The 16,227-nt window shown below is 72.2% G+C and carries 8 protein-coding genes; all 8 read right to left on the bottom strand.

Annotation, left to right across the window (positions count from 1 at the left end):
• Nucleotides 1–2: 2 nt before the first annotated feature.
• Nucleotides 3–1,391 (bottom strand): maltokinase N-terminal cap-like domain-containing protein, encoded by a 1,389-nt coding sequence (locus NYF13_RS30865; protein ID WP_315661459.1) that lies wholly within the window; start codon nucleotides 1,389–1,391, stop codon nucleotides 3–5.
• Nucleotides 1,388–3,196, bottom strand: a complete 1,809-nt coding sequence (gene treS / locus NYF13_RS30870; RefSeq protein ID WP_315661460.1) for a maltose alpha-D-glucosyltransferase — start codon at nucleotides 3,194–3,196, stop codon at nucleotides 1,388–1,390. The genes NYF13_RS30865 and treS overlap by 4 nt, the downstream gene beginning before the upstream one ends.
• 94 nt (nucleotides 3,197–3,290) lie before the next feature.
• The gene (locus NYF13_RS30875) at nucleotides 3,291–5,270 is read right to left on the bottom strand and encodes a maltotransferase domain-containing protein (RefSeq protein WP_315661461.1); all 1,980 of its coding nucleotides are present in this window, start codon (nucleotides 5,268–5,270) and stop codon (nucleotides 3,291–3,293) included.
• Between the two features lie 225 nt (nucleotides 5,271–5,495).
• On the bottom strand, nucleotides 5,496–7,643 hold the full coding sequence (gene glgX, locus NYF13_RS30880) for a glycogen debranching protein GlgX (RefSeq protein ID WP_315661462.1): 2,148 nt from the start codon (nucleotides 7,641–7,643) through the stop codon (nucleotides 5,496–5,498).
• 80 nt (nucleotides 7,644–7,723) lie between these two features.
• Nucleotides 7,724–9,454: a malto-oligosyltrehalose trehalohydrolase gene (gene treZ / locus NYF13_RS30885; protein WP_315661960.1), complete on the bottom strand. Its 1,731-nt coding sequence runs from the start codon at nucleotides 9,452–9,454 to the stop codon at nucleotides 7,724–7,726.
• Nucleotides 9,451–11,733: a malto-oligosyltrehalose synthase gene (gene treY, locus NYF13_RS30890; RefSeq protein ID WP_315661463.1), complete on the bottom strand. Its 2,283-nt coding sequence runs from the start codon at nucleotides 11,731–11,733 to the stop codon at nucleotides 9,451–9,453. The genes treZ and treY overlap by 4 nt, the downstream gene beginning before the upstream one ends.
• On the bottom strand, nucleotides 11,730–13,862 hold the full coding sequence (gene glgX, locus NYF13_RS30895) for a glycogen debranching protein GlgX (RefSeq protein WP_315661464.1): 2,133 nt from the start codon (nucleotides 13,860–13,862) through the stop codon (nucleotides 11,730–11,732). The genes treY and glgX (NYF13_RS30895) overlap by 4 nt, the downstream gene beginning before the upstream one ends.
• Nucleotides 13,863–13,940: 78 nt before the next feature.
• Nucleotides 13,941–15,920 (bottom strand): 4-alpha-glucanotransferase, encoded by a 1,980-nt coding sequence (gene malQ / locus NYF13_RS30900; protein ID WP_315661465.1) that lies wholly within the window; start codon nucleotides 15,918–15,920, stop codon nucleotides 13,941–13,943.
• Nucleotides 15,921–16,227 lie beyond the last annotated feature (307 nt).

Genomic DNA, 16,227 nt, shown 5'->3' on the forward strand with positions numbered 1-16,227 from the left:
GGTCACTCACCTCCGTGCGTGATGCGGGCGATCGCCGCGAGCGGCACGGCCAGCCAGTCCGGCCGGTTCGCGTGCTCGTAGGCGACCTCGTACACCGCTTTGTCGAGTTCGAAGGCACGGAGCAGCGCCCCGTGCTCGCGGGGGTCGCCGATCGACGCGGCCGCGCCCCGGGCGTACCCCTCGCAGAAGGCGGCGCGGTTGCGCCGGGCCCACTCCAGTGCGCGAGCGGTCAGCACCGGGTCCTCCGGCTGGCCGATCAGCAGCTGCTGGGCCGCGTAGTCGAAGGAGCGCAGCATGCCCGCGACGTCGCGCAACGGCGAGCGCAGCGCGTGCCGTTCCTCCACCGGCGCGGCCGGCTCACCCTCGAAGTCGAGCAGCAGCCAGCCGCCGACGGTGCGCAGCACCTGCCCCAGGTGCAGGTCGCCGTGGACGTACTGCATCGAGATCGGCGGCGAACCGGCCGGGCGCTCCCGCACGGCCTCGAACGCCGCGCGCAGCTCGGGCCGGTGGGCGGCCAGCTCCGGCACCACCGCGGCCACCTGCTCCAGCCGGTCGGCCATCGCCTGCGCGGTGCGGTCCAGCTCGCCTTCGTCCACCGGCTCGGTGCTGAGCGCCGAGGCCAGGTCCGCGTGCACCTTCGCCACGGCGAGGCCCAGCCGCTCGGCCTCGCCGGCGAAATCGCCGCCGACCTCGTCCGGGTGCATCTCCGGATCGGCCATCAGATCGCGGACGCTGGTGGTGGCCATCGCCCAGCCGTCCACGGCGTCGGACAGGAACACCTGCATCATGCCGATGGTGGCCGGCTCCCCGGCCAGCTCGCCGGTGATCGAGCCGACCACCCGGGCGATGTGCTCGCAGCCCGCGGCCTGCAGCGCGCGGTGCAGCAGCAGGTCCTTGTTGGTGCCGGGGCTGAGCTTGCGGAACAGCTTGAGGATGTACTGCCCGCCGTAGACCAGCGAGGTGTTGCTCTGCTCGGAGGTGATCGGCCGGGCCCGCAGTCCGCCGGAGAGCCGGACGCCCGGCTCGTGCGCGAAGCTCAGCGCGCCGGTGACCTCCTCGGCCACGATCTTGTCCAGCAGCAGGGCGGTGAGGTCGGCGTCGCCGCTCGCTTCGTAGAAGTCGGTGCCGATCCACGAGGACGACGCGATCTCCGGCGGGTGCGAACGCTGTCCCACCAGAAGCTGGTAGGGCTCCCGCCGATCCCCCTGAACCACCTCCACGATCACGTGCAGCAGCAGCGGGTCGCCGTCGAGCAGGTGGGTGACCTCGAGCGGGCGCACGGCCGTCACCGGCCGGTCCTTGCCCGCGAACCAGCGCTGGGTGGGCAGCCACTGCGGGAGCTCGGCGACCAGCTCGCCGACCAGGCGACCGGGATCGGTGAAGGGGCTCATCTCATCTCACCTTCGTCGTCCGGGTCCAGCAGCTCGAACCAGTAGAACCCGTGCCCGGGCAGCGTGAGCAGGTACGGCAGCTCACCGATCTCCGGGAACCGGACCCCGCCGGTCAGCTCCACCGGCACTCCCCCGCGGTGGGCGGCCAGGTCGAGCTCCACCGGCTGCGGGAAGCGCGAAAGGTTGTTCACGCACAGCACCACGTCCTCGCGCCCGTCCGGGCGCCGCCAGTGGCGCTGGTAGGCGAGCACGCTCGGGTTCGACCCGCCGAGGTCCACGAAGTCGCCCTCGGCGAAGGCGTGGTGCTGCTTGCGCACCTCGATCATCCGCCGGGTCCAGTTCAGCAGCGAGGACGCGTTGTTCGACTGCGCCTCGACGTTGAGCGCCTGGTAGCCGTAGACCGGGTCCATGATCACCGGCAGGTAGATGCGGCCGGGGTCACAGGCGGAGAAGCCGGCGTTGCGGTCCGGGGTCCACTGCATGGGGGTGCGGACCGCGTCGCGGTCGCCGAGCCAGATGTTGTCGCCCATGCCGATCTCGTCGCCGTAGTACAGCACGGGCGAGCCGGGCAGCGACAGCAGCATCGCGGTGAACAGCTCCTGCTGGTTGCGGTCGTTGTCCAGCAGCGGGGCCAGCCGCCGGCGGATGCCGATGTTGGCCTTCATCCGCGGGTCCTTGGCGTACTCGGAGTACATGTAGTCGCGCTCTTCGTCGGTGACCATCTCGAGCGTCAGCTCGTCGTGGTTGCGCAGGAAGATGCCCCACTGCGTACCGCTGGGGATCTCCGGGGTCTGCAGCAGGATCTCCGAGATCGGGAACCGAGACTCGCGGCGCACGGCCATGAAGATGCGCGGCATCAGCGGGAAGTGGAACGCCATGTGGCACTCGTCCCCGCCGACCTCGGCGTCACCGAAGTACTCGACCACGTCCGAGGGCCACTGGTTGGCCTCGGCCAGCAGGATCCGGCCCGGGTACTCGTCGTCGACCACCTTGCGGCAGCGCTTGAGGAACTCGTGCGTGCGCGGCAGGTTCTCGCAGTTGGTGCCCTCCTGCTCGAACAGGTACGGCACCGCGTCCAGGCGGAACCCGTCGATCCCGAGGTCGAGCCAGAACCGCAGCACGTCCAGCATGGCCTCCTGGACCTCGGTGTTCTCGAAGTTCAGGTCCGGCTGGTGGGAGAAGAACCGGTGCCAGTAGAACTGGCCGCGCACCGGGTCGTAGGTCCAGTTCGAGGACTCGGTGTCGACGAAGATGATCCGCGCGTCGGCGTAGCGCGAGTCGTCGTCGCTCCACACGTAGTAGTCGCCGTAGGGGCCGTCCGGGTCGGACCGGGACTGCTGGAACCACGGGTGCGCCTCGGAGGTGTGGTTCAGCACCAGGTCGGTGATCACCCGGATGCCGCGCTTGTGCGCCTCGGTGAGCAGGTGCACGAAGTCGTCCACACTGCCGAACTCCGGCAGCACGGCGCGGAAGTCGCTGATGTCGTACCCGCCGTCGCGCAGCGGCGAGGCGTAGAACGGCGGCAGCCACAGGCAGTCCACGCCGAGCCATTCGAGGTAGTCCAGCCGGTCGGCCAGCCCCCTCAGGTCGCCGGTGCCGTCGCCGTTCGAGTCGCTGAACGCGCGGACGAGCACCTCGTAGAACACCGCACCCTTGAACCAGTGCGGGTTGCTGGGCGCCTGCTCGGCGGAGGTGAAGTCCTCCGCCTGCGGTTCGACCAGCATGCCGTCGGCGTCCACCGCTTCCCCGGTGTGGGGTACCCCGTCGAGTCCCAAGGCCGCGTCGGGCCGGTCACCCTCGTTCATGAACTCCACCTCGTCCCGCGTTCGCTGGGTACGTTCGATCGTCCCCGCCACAGGCTCCTGCCGCAGGGTGGTTGGTCAAACCGGATGATGTGTTCTAGCTCGCGAGCCGGCGCCGGACCGCGATCACGTGGGCCACCGCACGCCACGGTTCGAGCCGGACGAAGTTCGCCTGGCCCCAGTCCCAGGTCTCCCCGGTCACCTCGTCGTGCGCGATCAGGCGCTCCGACCAGTCGAACCCGAGCGCCTCGAGGTCGAGCCAGAGGGTGCCCTCCTGGGCCCCGTGCGGATCGAGGTTGACCACCGTCACCACGGTGTCCCCGGTCGCCGGGTCCTGTTTGGAGTAGGCCAGCAGCGCGCCGTTGTCCACGTGGTGGAACCGCAGCGAGCGCATCCCGTGCAGCGCCGGGTGGGCGTGGCGGATGGCGTTCAGCTTGGTGATCCACGGTTCCAGCGAACGGCCCTCGGCCAGCGCCCGGGCGAAGTCGCGCGGGCGTAGCTGGTACTTCTCCGAATCGAGGTACTCCTCGCTGCCCGGGCGCACCGGCTCGTGCTCGAACAGCTCGTAACCGGAGTACACCCCCCAGGTCGGGGACAGCGTGGCGGCGAGCGCGGCGCGCAGGGCGAACATGCCCGGACCGCCGTGCTGCAGCGATTCGTGGAGGATGTCCGGGGTGTTGACGAACAGGTTGGGCCGGCCCTGGTCCCAGTGCTCGACCAGGTCGACGCCGAACTCGATCAGCTCCTCCTTGGTCGTGCGCCAGGTGAAGTAGGTGTAGCTCTGGGTGAAGCCGAGCTGGGCCAGCCCCCACAGCCGCGCCGGACGGGTGAACGCCTCGGCCAGGAACAGCACGTCCGGGTGCGCGTCCTTGACCGACTGGATCAGCCAGGCCCAGAAGTCCGGTGGCTTGGTGTGCGGGTTGTCGACCCGGAAGATGCGCACCCCGTGCGAGACCCAGTGGAGCACCACGCGCAGCACCTCTTCGTAGATGCCGCGCGGGTCGTTGTCGAAGTTGACCGGGTAGATGTCCTGGTACTTCTTGGGCGGGTTCTCGGCGTAGGCGATCGAGCCGTCGGGCCGGGTGGTGAAGAACTCGGGGTGCTTGAGCACCCACGGGTGATCCGGCGCGGCCTGCAGCGCGAGGTCGAGCGCGACCTCCAGGCCGAGTTCGCCGGCCCGCGCGGTGAACTCGTCGAAGTCCTCGATCGGGCCGAGGTCCGGGTGGATCGCGTCGTGCCCGCCCTCGTCGGCGCCGATCGCCCACGGCGAGCCGCAGTCCTGCGGACCGGCGGCCAGGGTGTTGTTGGGGCCCTTCCGGTTCACCCGGCCGATCGGGTGGATCGGCGGCAGGTAGACCACGTCGAACCCCATGCCCGCGACCCGGTCGAGGGCCCGGGCGGCGGTGGCGAAGGTGCCGTGCACGGCCCGGCCCTGCTCGTCCACGCCGCCGGTGGAGCGCGGGAACAGCTCGTACCAGGAGCCGAACGCGGCCCGCTTGCGGTCCACCCACAGCTTGAACGGCTTGCCCTTGGTGACCAGCTCCCGCACCGGGAACTCGTGCATGATCCGGCGGACCTCCGGCGAGAGCGCGGGGCCGACGCGCCCGGCCAGGTCCCGTCCGCCTTCGCGCAGCGTGGCCGCGGCGCCGGCCAGCAGCCCGCGCTCGGCCCGGCGGTCCGGGCGGCGCGAGACGCGTTCGAGCAGACGCGCGCCGTTCTCCAGGTCGTTCTCCAGCTCACCGGGCCCCTGACCGGCGGCGATCTTGACCTCGACCGCGTGCTCCCAGGTCGCCCAGGGATCGCTCCACGCGTCCACGCGGTAGGTCCACATGCCCTCGGTGTCGGGCACCACCACGGCGGCGAACCGGTCGAGCCCGGTGCCCTGCTCCGCCATCCGGGTCTGCCGGGAGACCCGGTCGCCCGGGCCCCGCCAGGCCACGGTGGCCGACACCGCGTCGTGGCCCTCGCGCCAGACCGTCGCGGACACCGGGACGTGTTCTCCCACAACGGCTTTGGCCGGGTAACGGCCACAGCTCACGGTGGGCGTGACCTCGTCGATACCGAGCCGGCCGGTCATGGTTACGCCCCTTTTTCCCCGAGATCGTACTGAGTGGACGCGAGCACGGTCAGTCTGCCTGATTCCGCCAAAGCCCTTGACAGCGGGGCCTTTTCCGGAAGGTACCCGCCACCGGCCCAGGGGAAACGGGGTCCTCCGGCGGAAGTTCTTCCCGCGTCCGACGCCGGGACCGGCCCGGGAGCTTGCCCCGTGGACCGGTGAACTCCCCGCGAACTGCGGGTGCCGTCAGAGGGCCTGCGGCCCCTCCACGACGTCGCGCGGGGCGCGCAGCAGGAGCAGCGAGCGGGCCTCGACGGTGATGCGGCCGCCCGGTTCGAGCACCCCGGGACCGGCCGGGCTGCCGTCGGCGGTGCTGGTGTCGAGGGTGGGCTTGTAGGTCGCGCCGTACTCGCGGCCCGGCAGCACCACCTCCAGCGGCTCGTCGCCGGCGTGCAGCACGAGCAGCCACGAGTGGTCGGTGACCAGCGCACCCTCGCGGTTGCGGGCCTGGCTGTTGGAGCCGTCGATCCACAGGCAGAGCGAGCGGCGGTCCTCGTCGAACCAGTCGCCCTCGGCGAACTCCCGCCCCTCGGGGGTGAACCAGACCAGGTCGGGCTGGCCGCTGGGCGTGGTTCGGCCTTCGAAGAACTCCGGCTGGCGCAGCGCCGGGCTCTCGGCGCGGATGCGCACCACCCGCCGGGCGAAGGCGAGCATCGGCTCCGACTCCGCCGAAGGGGTCCAGTCGAGCCAGGAGGTCTCGTCGTCGAGGCAGTAGGCGTTGTTGTTACCGCCCTGGGTGCGCCACATCTCGTCACCGGCGGTGAGCATCGGCGTGCCGGTGGACAGCAGCAGGGTGGCGAACAGGTTGCGGGCCTGGCGGGTGCGCAGCGCGAGCACGGCCGCGTCGCCGGTCTCCCCTTCCACGCCGTGGTTCCACGAACGGTTGTCGTCGGTGCCGTCGCGGTTGTCCTCGCCGTTGCCCTCGTTGTGCTTGTCGTTGTAGGACACCAGGTCCCGCAGCGTGAAGCCGTCGTGGGCGGTGATGAAGTTGATCGACTGCCAAGGGCGGCGCAGGTTGTGGTCGTAGAGGTCCGAAGAGCCCGACAGCCGGTACGCGAGGTCGCGGACGCCGGTGGCGCCGCGCCAGAAGTCACGCAGGGTGTCGCGGTAGCGCCCGTTCCACTCGGCCCACTGCGCGCCGAAGTCGCCGACGCGGTAGCCCTCACCGGTCGCGTCCCACGGCTCGGCGATGAGCTTGCAGGTCGAGAGCACCGGGTCGGTGGTGATCGCGGTGAGCATGGTGGAATCGCGGTCGAACATCCCGCCGCGCGGCCGGCCCAGCGTGCTGGCCAGGTCGAAGCGGAAACCGTCCACGCCCAGCTCCTGCGTCCAGTAGCGCAGGGAGTCGGTGACCAGCCGGACCACGGTGGGCGAACCGGCGTCGAGGGTGTTGCCGCAGCCGGTGATGTCGGCCATCTGCCCGCGCTTGGTGTGCAGGTAGTAGGCCGGGGCGTCCAGCCCGCGCAGCGACAGCGTCGGCCCGTCCGGCCCGCCCTCGCAGGTGTGGTTGAACACGACGTCGACGATCACTTCGATGCCGGCCGCGTGCAGCGCCGCCACCATGGTGCGGAACTCCTCGACCTCCCGGCCCGGCTCGCTGGCGTAGCGCGGGTGCGGGGCGAAGTACCCGAGCGGCGAGTAGCCCCAGTAGTTGTGCCGGCCCGCGCGGATCAGCGAGGGCTCGTCGGCGAAGGCGTGCACCGGCAGCAGCTCGACCGTGGTGACGCCGAGGCGGGCCAGGTGCTCGATCGAGACCGGGTGCGCCAGGCCGAGGTAGGTGCCGCGCAGCGCTTCGGGGATGAACGGGTGCTGCTGGGTGAACCCCTTGACGTGCACCTCGTAGATCACCGACTCCTCGAACGGCACCTCCGGCTTCAGCCCGGTGTCCGGCCCGCCGGGCGAGGTGACCACCGAGAGCGGCACGCTGCCGAGTGAGTCCACAGTGGACGCCAGACCGCGGTCCGGGTCGCCGGTGAAGCCCTGCGCGGCGGTCAGGCTGGTGAGCCGGCCGCTGATCCGGTGGGCGTAGGGGTCCACGAGCAGCTTGGCCGGATTGCAGCGCAGCCCGCGCGAAGGGTCGTACGGGCCGTGCACGCGGTAGCCGTACCGCTGGCCCGGGGTGACGCCGGGGACGAGGCCGTGCCACACGCCGAAGGTGCGCTCGGTGAGCTCGATGCGGCGCTCGGAGCCGTCTTCGGCGATCAGGCCGACCTCCACCGCGTCGGCCACGGCGGAGGTGACGGCGAAGCGCACGCCCCCGGCCTCGGGGTGGGCCCCGAGCGGGAACGGGCGTCCGGCGAGGACCTGGGTGTCGGATGCGGGTCGCGTGGCCATGCCCTGATCTTGGCAAAGACCACGCCCCGGCGGCACCCGTCCGGGCCGCGGTCAGGGACGCACGGCGACCCGGCCTGCCCCTACGGACCGGTGGTGACCAGCGCGAACGACTCCCCCGGCAGGTGCACGTCCGACCCGCCCGCGGGGTCGAGCCCGGGCGCGCCCCAGCTCGCCAGCACCGCACCGGCCGGGCCGCCCAGCCCGACGGTGACCGCTTCGGCGCCGAAGTTGCAGGCCAGCCGCAGCGCGCCGCGGTGCAGCACGAGCCACGAGTCGTCCGGTGCCGACTGCACCACGAGCCGGTCGAGCCGCGGGTCGGCCAGCTCCGGGTGTTCGCGGCGCACCCGGATCAGCGTCCGGTACAGCTCGAACATCTCGCGGTGACCGTCCTGCCCGCGCTCGGCCCAGTCGAGCCGGGAGCGCCGGAAGGTGGCCGGGTCCATCGGGTCGGGCACGTCGGCCTCGCCCCAGCCGTGCTGGCCGAACTCGCGGCGGCGTCCCGTGCGCACGGCCTCGGCCAGCTCCGGGTCCGGGAACGAGGCGAAGAACTGCCACGGCGTGCTCGCCGCCCACTCCTCGCCCATGAACACCATCGGCGTGCACGGCGAGCAGAACACCACGGCCGCGCCGCAGGCCAGCTTGCCCGGCGAGACGGTGGCCGAGAGCCGGTCACCGGTGGCCCGGTTGCCGATCTGGTCGTGGTCCTGCAGGTAGCCGAGGAACCGGTGGCCCGGCACTCTGCGCGTGTCGACCGCGCGGCCGTGGGTCCGCCCGCGGAAGGAGGACCAGGTCCCGGCGTGGAAGAACACCTCGCGCAGCGTCTTGGCCAGCGCGCCCGGCGCGGCGAAATCGGCGTAGTACCCGCCGGTCTCGCCGGTGAGCCGGACGTGCAGCGCGTGGTGCAGGTCGTCGGACCACTGCGCGCCCAGTCCGTAGCCGCCGCCTTCGCGGGCGGTGACCAGCTTCGGGTCGTTCTGGTCGGACTCGGCGATCAGCGTGAGCGGCCGCCGCAGGGCCGCGGACAGCTCGTCGGTTTCGGCCGCCAGCTCCTCCAGCAGGTGCACCGCGCGCTTGTCGACCAGCGCGTGCACGGCGTCGAGCCGCAGCCCGTCGAGGTGGAAGTCGCGCAGCCAGCCCAGCGCGTTGTCGATCACGTAGCGGCGCACCTCGTCGGAGCCCGGCCCGTCGAGGTTCAGCCCGGCGCCCCAGTCGGTGGCCCCGGCGAAGTACGGGCCGAACCGGTCGAGGTAGGCGCCGGACGGGCCGAGGTGGTTGTAGACGACGTCGAGCACCACGGCCAGCCCGCGCGCGTGGCAGGCGTCGACGAAGCGCTTCAGCCCGTCCGGTCCGCCGTAGGGCTCGTGCACCGCGCCCCACAGCACCCCGTCGTAACCCCAGCCGGCGGTGCCGTCGAAGGAGTTCACCGGCAGCAGTTCGACGTGGGTGATGCCGAGGTCGGTGAGGTGGCCGAGGCGATCGATGGCCGAGTCGAACGTACCGCCCTCGGTGAAGGTGCCCAAGTGCAGTTCGTAGACGACACCGCCGGGCAGCTGGCGTCCGGTCCACCCGCTGTCGGTCCACTCGAAGGCCGAATGGTCGTACACGCGCGAAGCTTCGTGCACGCCTTCGGGCTGTCGCAGCGAGCGCGGGTCCGGCAGCGGCTTCTCGTCTTCACCGAGCAGGAACGCGTAGTCGGTTCCCTCGGCCTCGGAACGCCACCAGCCGCCGCCGGCCGCGGTCATCTCGTGGTCGGTGCCGTCGACCCGCACCCGGACGCGATCGGCGTCCGGCGCCCACACCGTGAACATCAGGAGTCCTCCCGTACCAGCAGGGCCACCGGGTAGCGGCCGAACAGCGCGGCCGCGACCGGCCGGTCGCCGACCGTGAGGCCGGTCAGCGCATCGGTCCAGACGCCCTCGGTCAGCGGCAGCACGGTGTCGCGCCAGCCGCCTTCGCGCTCCAGCCCGACCGGCAGCCGGGTGACCGCCACCGCGAGATCGGCTCCGCGCTGGAACGCCAGCAGGTGGTCCGCGGCGGCGCCTTCGGCGTGCAACGGCCGGTAGCCGGTGAACAGCTCGGGCCGGTCCCGGCGCAGGTTCAGCACCTGGTGCACCAGGAACAGCTTGGCCGCGCCGGTCTCGTCCACCTCGGGCCGATCGCCGTCGCGCACGCGGCCGAGGATCTCGCGGCGCGCGGCGTAGTCCACCTCGCGCCGGTTGTCCGGGTCCACCAGCGAGAAGTCCCACAGCTCGGTGCCCTGGTAGACGTCCGGGATCCCGGGCCCGGCCAGTTGCAGCAGCTTCTGCCCGAGCGAGTTCACCCAGCCCGGCCCGCGCACCCGGTCGACGAACGCCTCGACCTCGGCGGCCAGCCCGGCGTCGCCCAGCACCTGACCGGGCCACGCCGCCACGGCCCGTTCGAACGGCTCGTCGTGGTCGGTCCAGGTGGTGCGCAGCTTCGATTCCTTGGCCGCCTTGTCCAGGTAGTCGCGCAGCCGGTCCTCGCCGATCGGCCACGCGCCGACCAGCGTCTGCCAGGCCAGCAGGTTCAGCGCCGGCTCGTCGATCGGCCGGCGCGCGGTCCAGCTCCGGACCGCGGCGGCGAACTCCCCGGGCAGCTCGGAGAGCGCGGCCAGCCGGGCCCGGGTGTCCTCGGAGCGCTTGGTGTCGTGGGTGGTCAGCGTGGTCATCGTCGCCGGGTACGCGGCGGCGCGCTGCCCGGCCAGCGCGTGGAAGTCCGCGACGGACAGGCCGAACCGGTCCGGGTTGCCGCCGACCTCGTTCAGCGCGGCGAACCGGGTGAACCGGTAGAAGGTGGTGTCCTCGGTGCCCTTGGCCACGACCATGCCCGAGGTCTGTTGCAGGCGGGTGGCCAGCTCGCCCGTGGGCTCGGCGCGCACCTGCGCGTCCAGCGCGTCGAACGCCGCGCCCAGGTCCGGCCGCCGGGCCCGCGCCCGCTCCACCGCCGCGGTCCAGTTCTCGCCGCCCTCGGGCAGGTACGAGCGGTAGACCGGGAACGCGATCATCACCTCGGCCACCGCGGACCGGGCCGCCTCGGGGTCCACCCCGGCCAGCAGCGCGGCGATCCGGCGCACCTCGGCCACCAGGATCCGGTCGGTGACCAGGCGGCGGGCCTGCTCCTCCACGGCGTGGTAGTCGGTCCGGCCGCCCAGCTCGCCGGCCAGCCGGGTGAACGCCGACGCCGCGGACGGGTCGACGAACACCCCCGCGATCTCCCGCAGCGCGTCGTAGCCGGTGGTGCCGTCCACCGGCCAGCTCTGCGGCAGCGCCTCGCCCGGGTGCAGGATCTTCTCGACCACGAGCCAGGCGCCCGGTGCGCCTTCGCGCAGCCGCCGCATGTAGCCCCCGGGGTCGGCCAGGCCGTCCGGGTGGTCCACGCGCAGGCCCTGGACCTCGCCTTCGGCCACCCACCGCAGCACCTCGCCGTGGGTCTCGGCGAACACCTCGGCCTTCTCGACGGTGACCGCGGCGAGGGTGGTGATGTCGAAGAACCGCCGGTAGTTGAGCTCCGCGTTGCCCCGGCGCCAGCCCACCAGCTCGTAGTGCTGGCGGTCGTGCACCTGCTGCGGGCTGCCCTCGCCGGTGCCGGGCGCGATCGGGAACCGGTGGTCGTAGTAGACGAGCTCGTCGTCTTCGACGCTCAGCTCGGCGACCGCGTCGTCGTCGCCGAGCACCGGCACCAGCAGGCGGCCGCGGCTCCAGTCGATGTCGAAGTGCCCGGCGTAGGCGGACTCCCGGCCCAGGCGCAGCACGTCCCACCACCACGCGTCGGTCTTGGGCACCTCCACCGCCATGTGGTTCGGCACGATGTCGACCACCAGCCCGAGCCCGGCCTCCTTCAGCCGCGCCGACAGGGCCTTGCGGCCCGTCTCGCCGCCCAGCTCGGGCCGGGCCCGCGTCGGGTCGACCACGTCGTAGCCGTGGGTGGAGCCGGGCGTCGCGTCGAGCACCGGCGAGGTGTACAGCGCGCCGACCCCCAGTTCGCGCAGGTAGCCGGTCAGCTCGGCGGCGTCGCCGAAGGTGAACCCCGGGTGCAGCTGCACCCGGTAGGTCGATGAAGGCCGGTTCATTCCTCGTCGTCCCCCCCCGCGGTCCGCTGCAGCACGACCAGCGAGCGCGCGGCCAGGGTCAGCTCGCCGCCGCCGGGCACCGGCTCCCCGTCGGCGTGCCCGACCTCGCCGGTCGCGGTGTTCACCACCACCGTCCACTCCTGGCCGTAGCCGTTGCCCGGCAGGGTCATCGCGAGGTCCTCGTAGTGCGCGTTGAACGCCATCAGGAACGAGTCGTCGACCACGCGCATGCCGCGCGGGTCGAGGTCCGGGATGCCCTCGCCGTTGAGGAAGATGACCACGGACTTGCCGAAGCCGTCGTCCCAGTTCTGCTCGGTCATCTCCTCGCCCGAGGGGGTGAACCAGGCGATGTCGCCCAGCTCCTCGCCCTTGCGGATCGGCTTGCCCTGGAAGAACCGGCGGCGGCGGAACACCGGGTGCGCGCGGCGGAACGCGGTCAGCCCGGCGGTGAACTCGACCAGGTCGTGGTTGGCCGAGGCCAGCTCCCAGTCCATCCAGGACAGTTCGGTGTCCTGGCAGTAGGCGTTGTTGTTGCCGTCCTGGGTGCGGCCGAACTCGTCGCCGTGCAGCAGCATCGGCACGCCCTGGGAGAGCAGGTTGGTGGCGAGCAGGTTGCGGCGCTGGCGGGCCCGCAGCTCCAGCACCCCGGCGTCGTCGGTCGGCCCCTCCACCCCGCAGTTCCACGAGCGGTTGTCGTCGGCGCCGTCGCGGTTGTCCTCGCCGTTGGCCTCGTTGTGCTTTTCGTTGTAGGACACCAGGTCGTTGAGCGTGAACCCGTCGTGCGCGGTGACGAAGTTGATCGACGCGAACGGGCGGCGGCCGTCGTCCTGGTACAGGTCCGAGGAGCCGGTGATGCGGGAGGCGAACTCGCCCAGCGTGGCCGATTCCCCGCGCCAGAAGTCGCGCACGGTGTCGCGGTACTGCCCGTTCCACTCCGTCCACAGCGGCGGGAAGTTGCCGACCTGGTAGCCACCCGGGCCGACGTCCCACGGCTCGGCGATCAGCTTGACCTGGCTGACGATCGGGTCCTGCTGCACCAGGTCGAAGAAGGTGGACAGCCGGTCGACGTCGTAGAACTCGCGCGCCAGCGCCGAGGCCAGGTCGAAGCGGAACCCGTCCACGTGCATCTCGGTCACCCAGTAGCGCAGCGAGTCCATGATGAGCTGCAGGGTGTGCGGGTTGCGCACGTTCAGCGAGTTCCCGGTGCCGGTGTAGTCCATGTAGTACTGCCGGTCGTCCTCGACCAGCCGGTAGTAGGCCTCGTTGTCGATCCCGCGCATGGACAGCGTCGGGCCCAGGTGGTTGCCCTCGGCGGTGTGGTTGTAGACCACGTCGAGGATCACCTCGATGCCCGCCTCGTGCAGGGCGCGGACCATGCCCTTGAACTCCTGCACCTGGCCGCCCTGGCCGGGCATCGCCGCGTAGCCGTCGTGCGGGGCGAAGAAGCCGATGGTGTTGTAGCCCCAGTAGTTGCGCAGGCCCTTCTCGTCCAGCCCGTGGTCGGTGACGAACTGGTGCACCGGCATCAGCTCGACCGCGGTGACGCCGAGCTTCTGCAGGTGCTCCACCACCGCCGGGTGCGCCAGCCCCGCGTAGGTGCCGCGCAGCTGTTCCGGCACGAACGGGTGCGTCATCGTCATGCCCTTGACGTGCGCCTCGTAGATCACGGTCTCGTGGTAAGGGGTGCGCGGCGCGCGGTCGTCGGACCAGTCGAAGAACGGGCTGACGACCATCGAGTAGGGCACGTGCCCGGCCGAGTCCTCGTCGTTGCGCTGCTCGGGGTCGTCGAAGCGGTAGCTGAACAGCGCCTCGCTCCAGTCGACGCCGTGGGACAGCGCCTTGGCGTAGGGGTCGATCAGCAGCTTGTTCGGGTTGCAGCGCAGACCGCGCTCCGGCTCGTACGGGCCGTGCACCCGGAACCCGTAGCGCTGGCCCGGGCCGATGCCGAGCAGGTAGCCGTGGTGGACGAAGCCGTCCACCTCTTCGAGACGGGCGCGGGTCTCGGTGCCGTCTTCGTCGAACAGGCACAGGTCGACGTGTTCGGCCACCTCGGAGAACAACGCGAAGTTCGTGCCCACTCCGTCGTAGGTGGCACCTAGGGGGTAGGACGTTCCGGGCCAGGGCCGCACAGGGCTCTCCTTGGGGGTGTTTCGGTTACGACGGGGGGACTGGTCTACCCACCGGGGCGGGTCTCGAACCGCGATCCGCTACGGCAGCGGGCGGGCGGCCTTGAGCGGGGCGACGGCCGCGTGCACCCGCGGATCGGCGAAGAGCCCGTCGACGGTGACGGGCAGGGGAATCCGCCAGTTAGGGTACTGGTCGGTGGTGCCGGGCAGGTTCGGCTGCCGCCGCTGCCCGGTCACATCGGCCGGCGAGGTCAGGACCAGGCGCGACGCGGCCGAGGCCAGCAGCGTGTGCAACGCCACGACCAGGTCGCCGCCGGGGATCCCTTCCCGCTCGAGCAGGTCCAGCAGCGCGGCGCGCTCGGCCGCGGCGTCGGCGTACTCCTCGGCCGCGGGCCGGTCCAGCAGGCCCAGCCCGGCCCGCACGCGCACGTGCTCGGCCTCCAGCCAGCCGGAGACCGTGGGCAGGTCGTGGGTGGAGATGCTGGCCATCGCCTCGGGGGCCCACCGCGCCGGGCGGACGAACGGCTGGCCGGGCGCGTCCCAGTCACGCTGGAACCACAGCACGGCGGAGCTGAGCATCCCGCGCGCCTGCATGGTCTCGGTGACGGTGTCCTCGACCGTGCCCAGGTCCTCGCCGACCACGACGGCGCCGGCCCGGTGCGCCTCCAGCGCGAGCACGCCGACCATCGCTTCGGCGTCGTAGTGCACGTAGGTGCCGCGCCCGGCGGGCTCGCCCGGCGGGATCCACCAGAGCCGCCAGAGCCCGGCGATGTGGTCGACGCGGATGCCGTCGGCGTACTGGAGCACCCCGCGCACGACGTCGCGGAACGGCGCGTAGCCGGCCTCGGCCAGCCGGTCGGGGCGCCACGGCGGCAGGTTCCAGTCCTGGCCCAGCTGGTTGAACGTGTCCGGTGGCGCGCCGACCCGCACGTTCGCGGCGAAGACGTCCCGTCGCGCCCAGGTGTCCGCGCCGCCGGGGTGGACCCCGACGGGCAGGTCGTGCACCACGCCGACCGGCATCCCGGCCTCGCGCGCGGCGCGGCGGACGTCGCCGAGCTGCTCGTGGCAGAGCTGCTGCAGCCAGCCGTGGAACTCCACGCGCGCGGCCAGCTCCTCACGAGCTCGGGCGACCTCGGAGCTCGACGGGTCGCGCAGCGCTTCCGGCCAGCCGCGCCAGTCCGCGCCGTGGACCTCGGCGAGCGCGCCGAAGGTGGCGAAGTCCCGCAGGTCGTCGTCCAGCTCGACGGGGTGCGGGTGGTGCGGGCGGAGCAGTTCGAGGGCGTCGCGCTTGGCGGTCCAGACGGCGTCGTAGTCGATCAGTTCGCCGCCCTCGGCGGGAGCGAGGGCGAGCACCCGGGCGCGGGTGTCCTCGTCGGCCCGCGCGAACGCTTCGGTGTCGGTGACGCGCAGGTAGATCGGGTTGGCGAACCGGCGGCTGGAGGGCGAGTACGGCGAGCGCTCCACCGGGTGCGCCGGGCTGAACGCCTGCACCGGGTTCACCAGCAGCACCCCGGCGTCCAGCTCCGCGGCCGAACGCGCGGCGACGGTGCGCAGGTCGCCGAAGTCGCCCATCCCCCACGAATCATCCGAGTGCAGGGCGTAGAGCTGGAGCATCCAGCCCCAGGCCGGCGGCACGTCGGGCAGCCTCGCCGGGACCACGGCGAGGGTCACGCGCTGCTCGGCGGTGACCACGTGGTGCCAGCCCAGCGGCAGGTCGGCCGGCAGCGTGGCGCCGACCTCGCGGGTGGTGCCGTCCTCCAGCTCGACCGTGGCGCCGCGCCCCAGTGCGCGTTCCTGCCCCTGCGGCACCACCAGCGTCGGCGGCAGGGCGGTGGACCGGCGGTTCCCGCGGACCACGGCCAGCGCGGCGGCGATGGCCTCGGGGGTGGCGGCGTCGACGTCGAACTGCGCCAGCACCGCGACCACCACCTCGGCCTCGACCTGGACTTCGACCTGCTCGGAGTTCTCGTAATGGGTGGCTACGCCGTAGGCGGCGGCCAGCTCGGCCAGCTCGGGCGGGAAGACGTTCTCGGATGCCTCGTCGGCGGCGGGGCTGTGCACGGGACCAGTCTCACGGGCGGTGCCCCGCCGCGCCATTCGCCCCGCCGGTCCGCACCCGGATGCCGGGCGGGCGAAAGCGGTGACCGGCCGGTCGGGGGGCGTGCCGGCCGGTCACCGCCACACCCCCGTAGAGGGCCGGGACCGGCCGGAATGACGCCTGGTCCGGCAACTCACCCGTTCGAGTGGCCGAGGCCGGTCCGTCGCGGTCCGGTCCGGGAGCGGGGGAATTCCGGCCGGGGTGTCGTCGGTCACTGCGCCCCGCAACGTCCGCGAGCAGCGGTTACCCCGAGGCGGCGCCGTCGCGGTG

It is taken from the genome of Amycolatopsis sp. PS_44_ISF1, assembly GCF_032335455.1.
Taxonomy (GTDB): Bacteria; Actinomycetota; Actinomycetes; order Mycobacteriales; family Pseudonocardiaceae; genus Amycolatopsis.

Coding starts and splice junctions, on each gene's coding strand:
- NYF13_RS30875 (WP_315661461.1), bottom strand. CDS start 5,270: ATGACCGGCCGGCTCGGTATCGACGAGGTCACGCCCACCGTGAGCTGT.
- NYF13_RS30865 (WP_315661459.1), bottom strand. CDS start 1,391: ATGAGCCCCTTCACCGATCCCGGTCGCCTGGTCGGCGAGCTGGTCGCC.
- treY (WP_315661463.1), bottom strand. CDS start 11,733: ATGAACCGGCCTTCATCGACCTACCGGGTGCAGCTGCACCCGGGGTTC.
- glgX (WP_315661462.1), bottom strand. CDS start 7,643: ATGGCCACGCGACCCGCATCCGACACCCAGGTCCTCGCCGGACGCCCG.
- treS (WP_315661460.1), bottom strand. CDS start 3,196: ATGAACGAGGGTGACCGGCCCGACGCGGCCTTGGGACTCGACGGGGTA.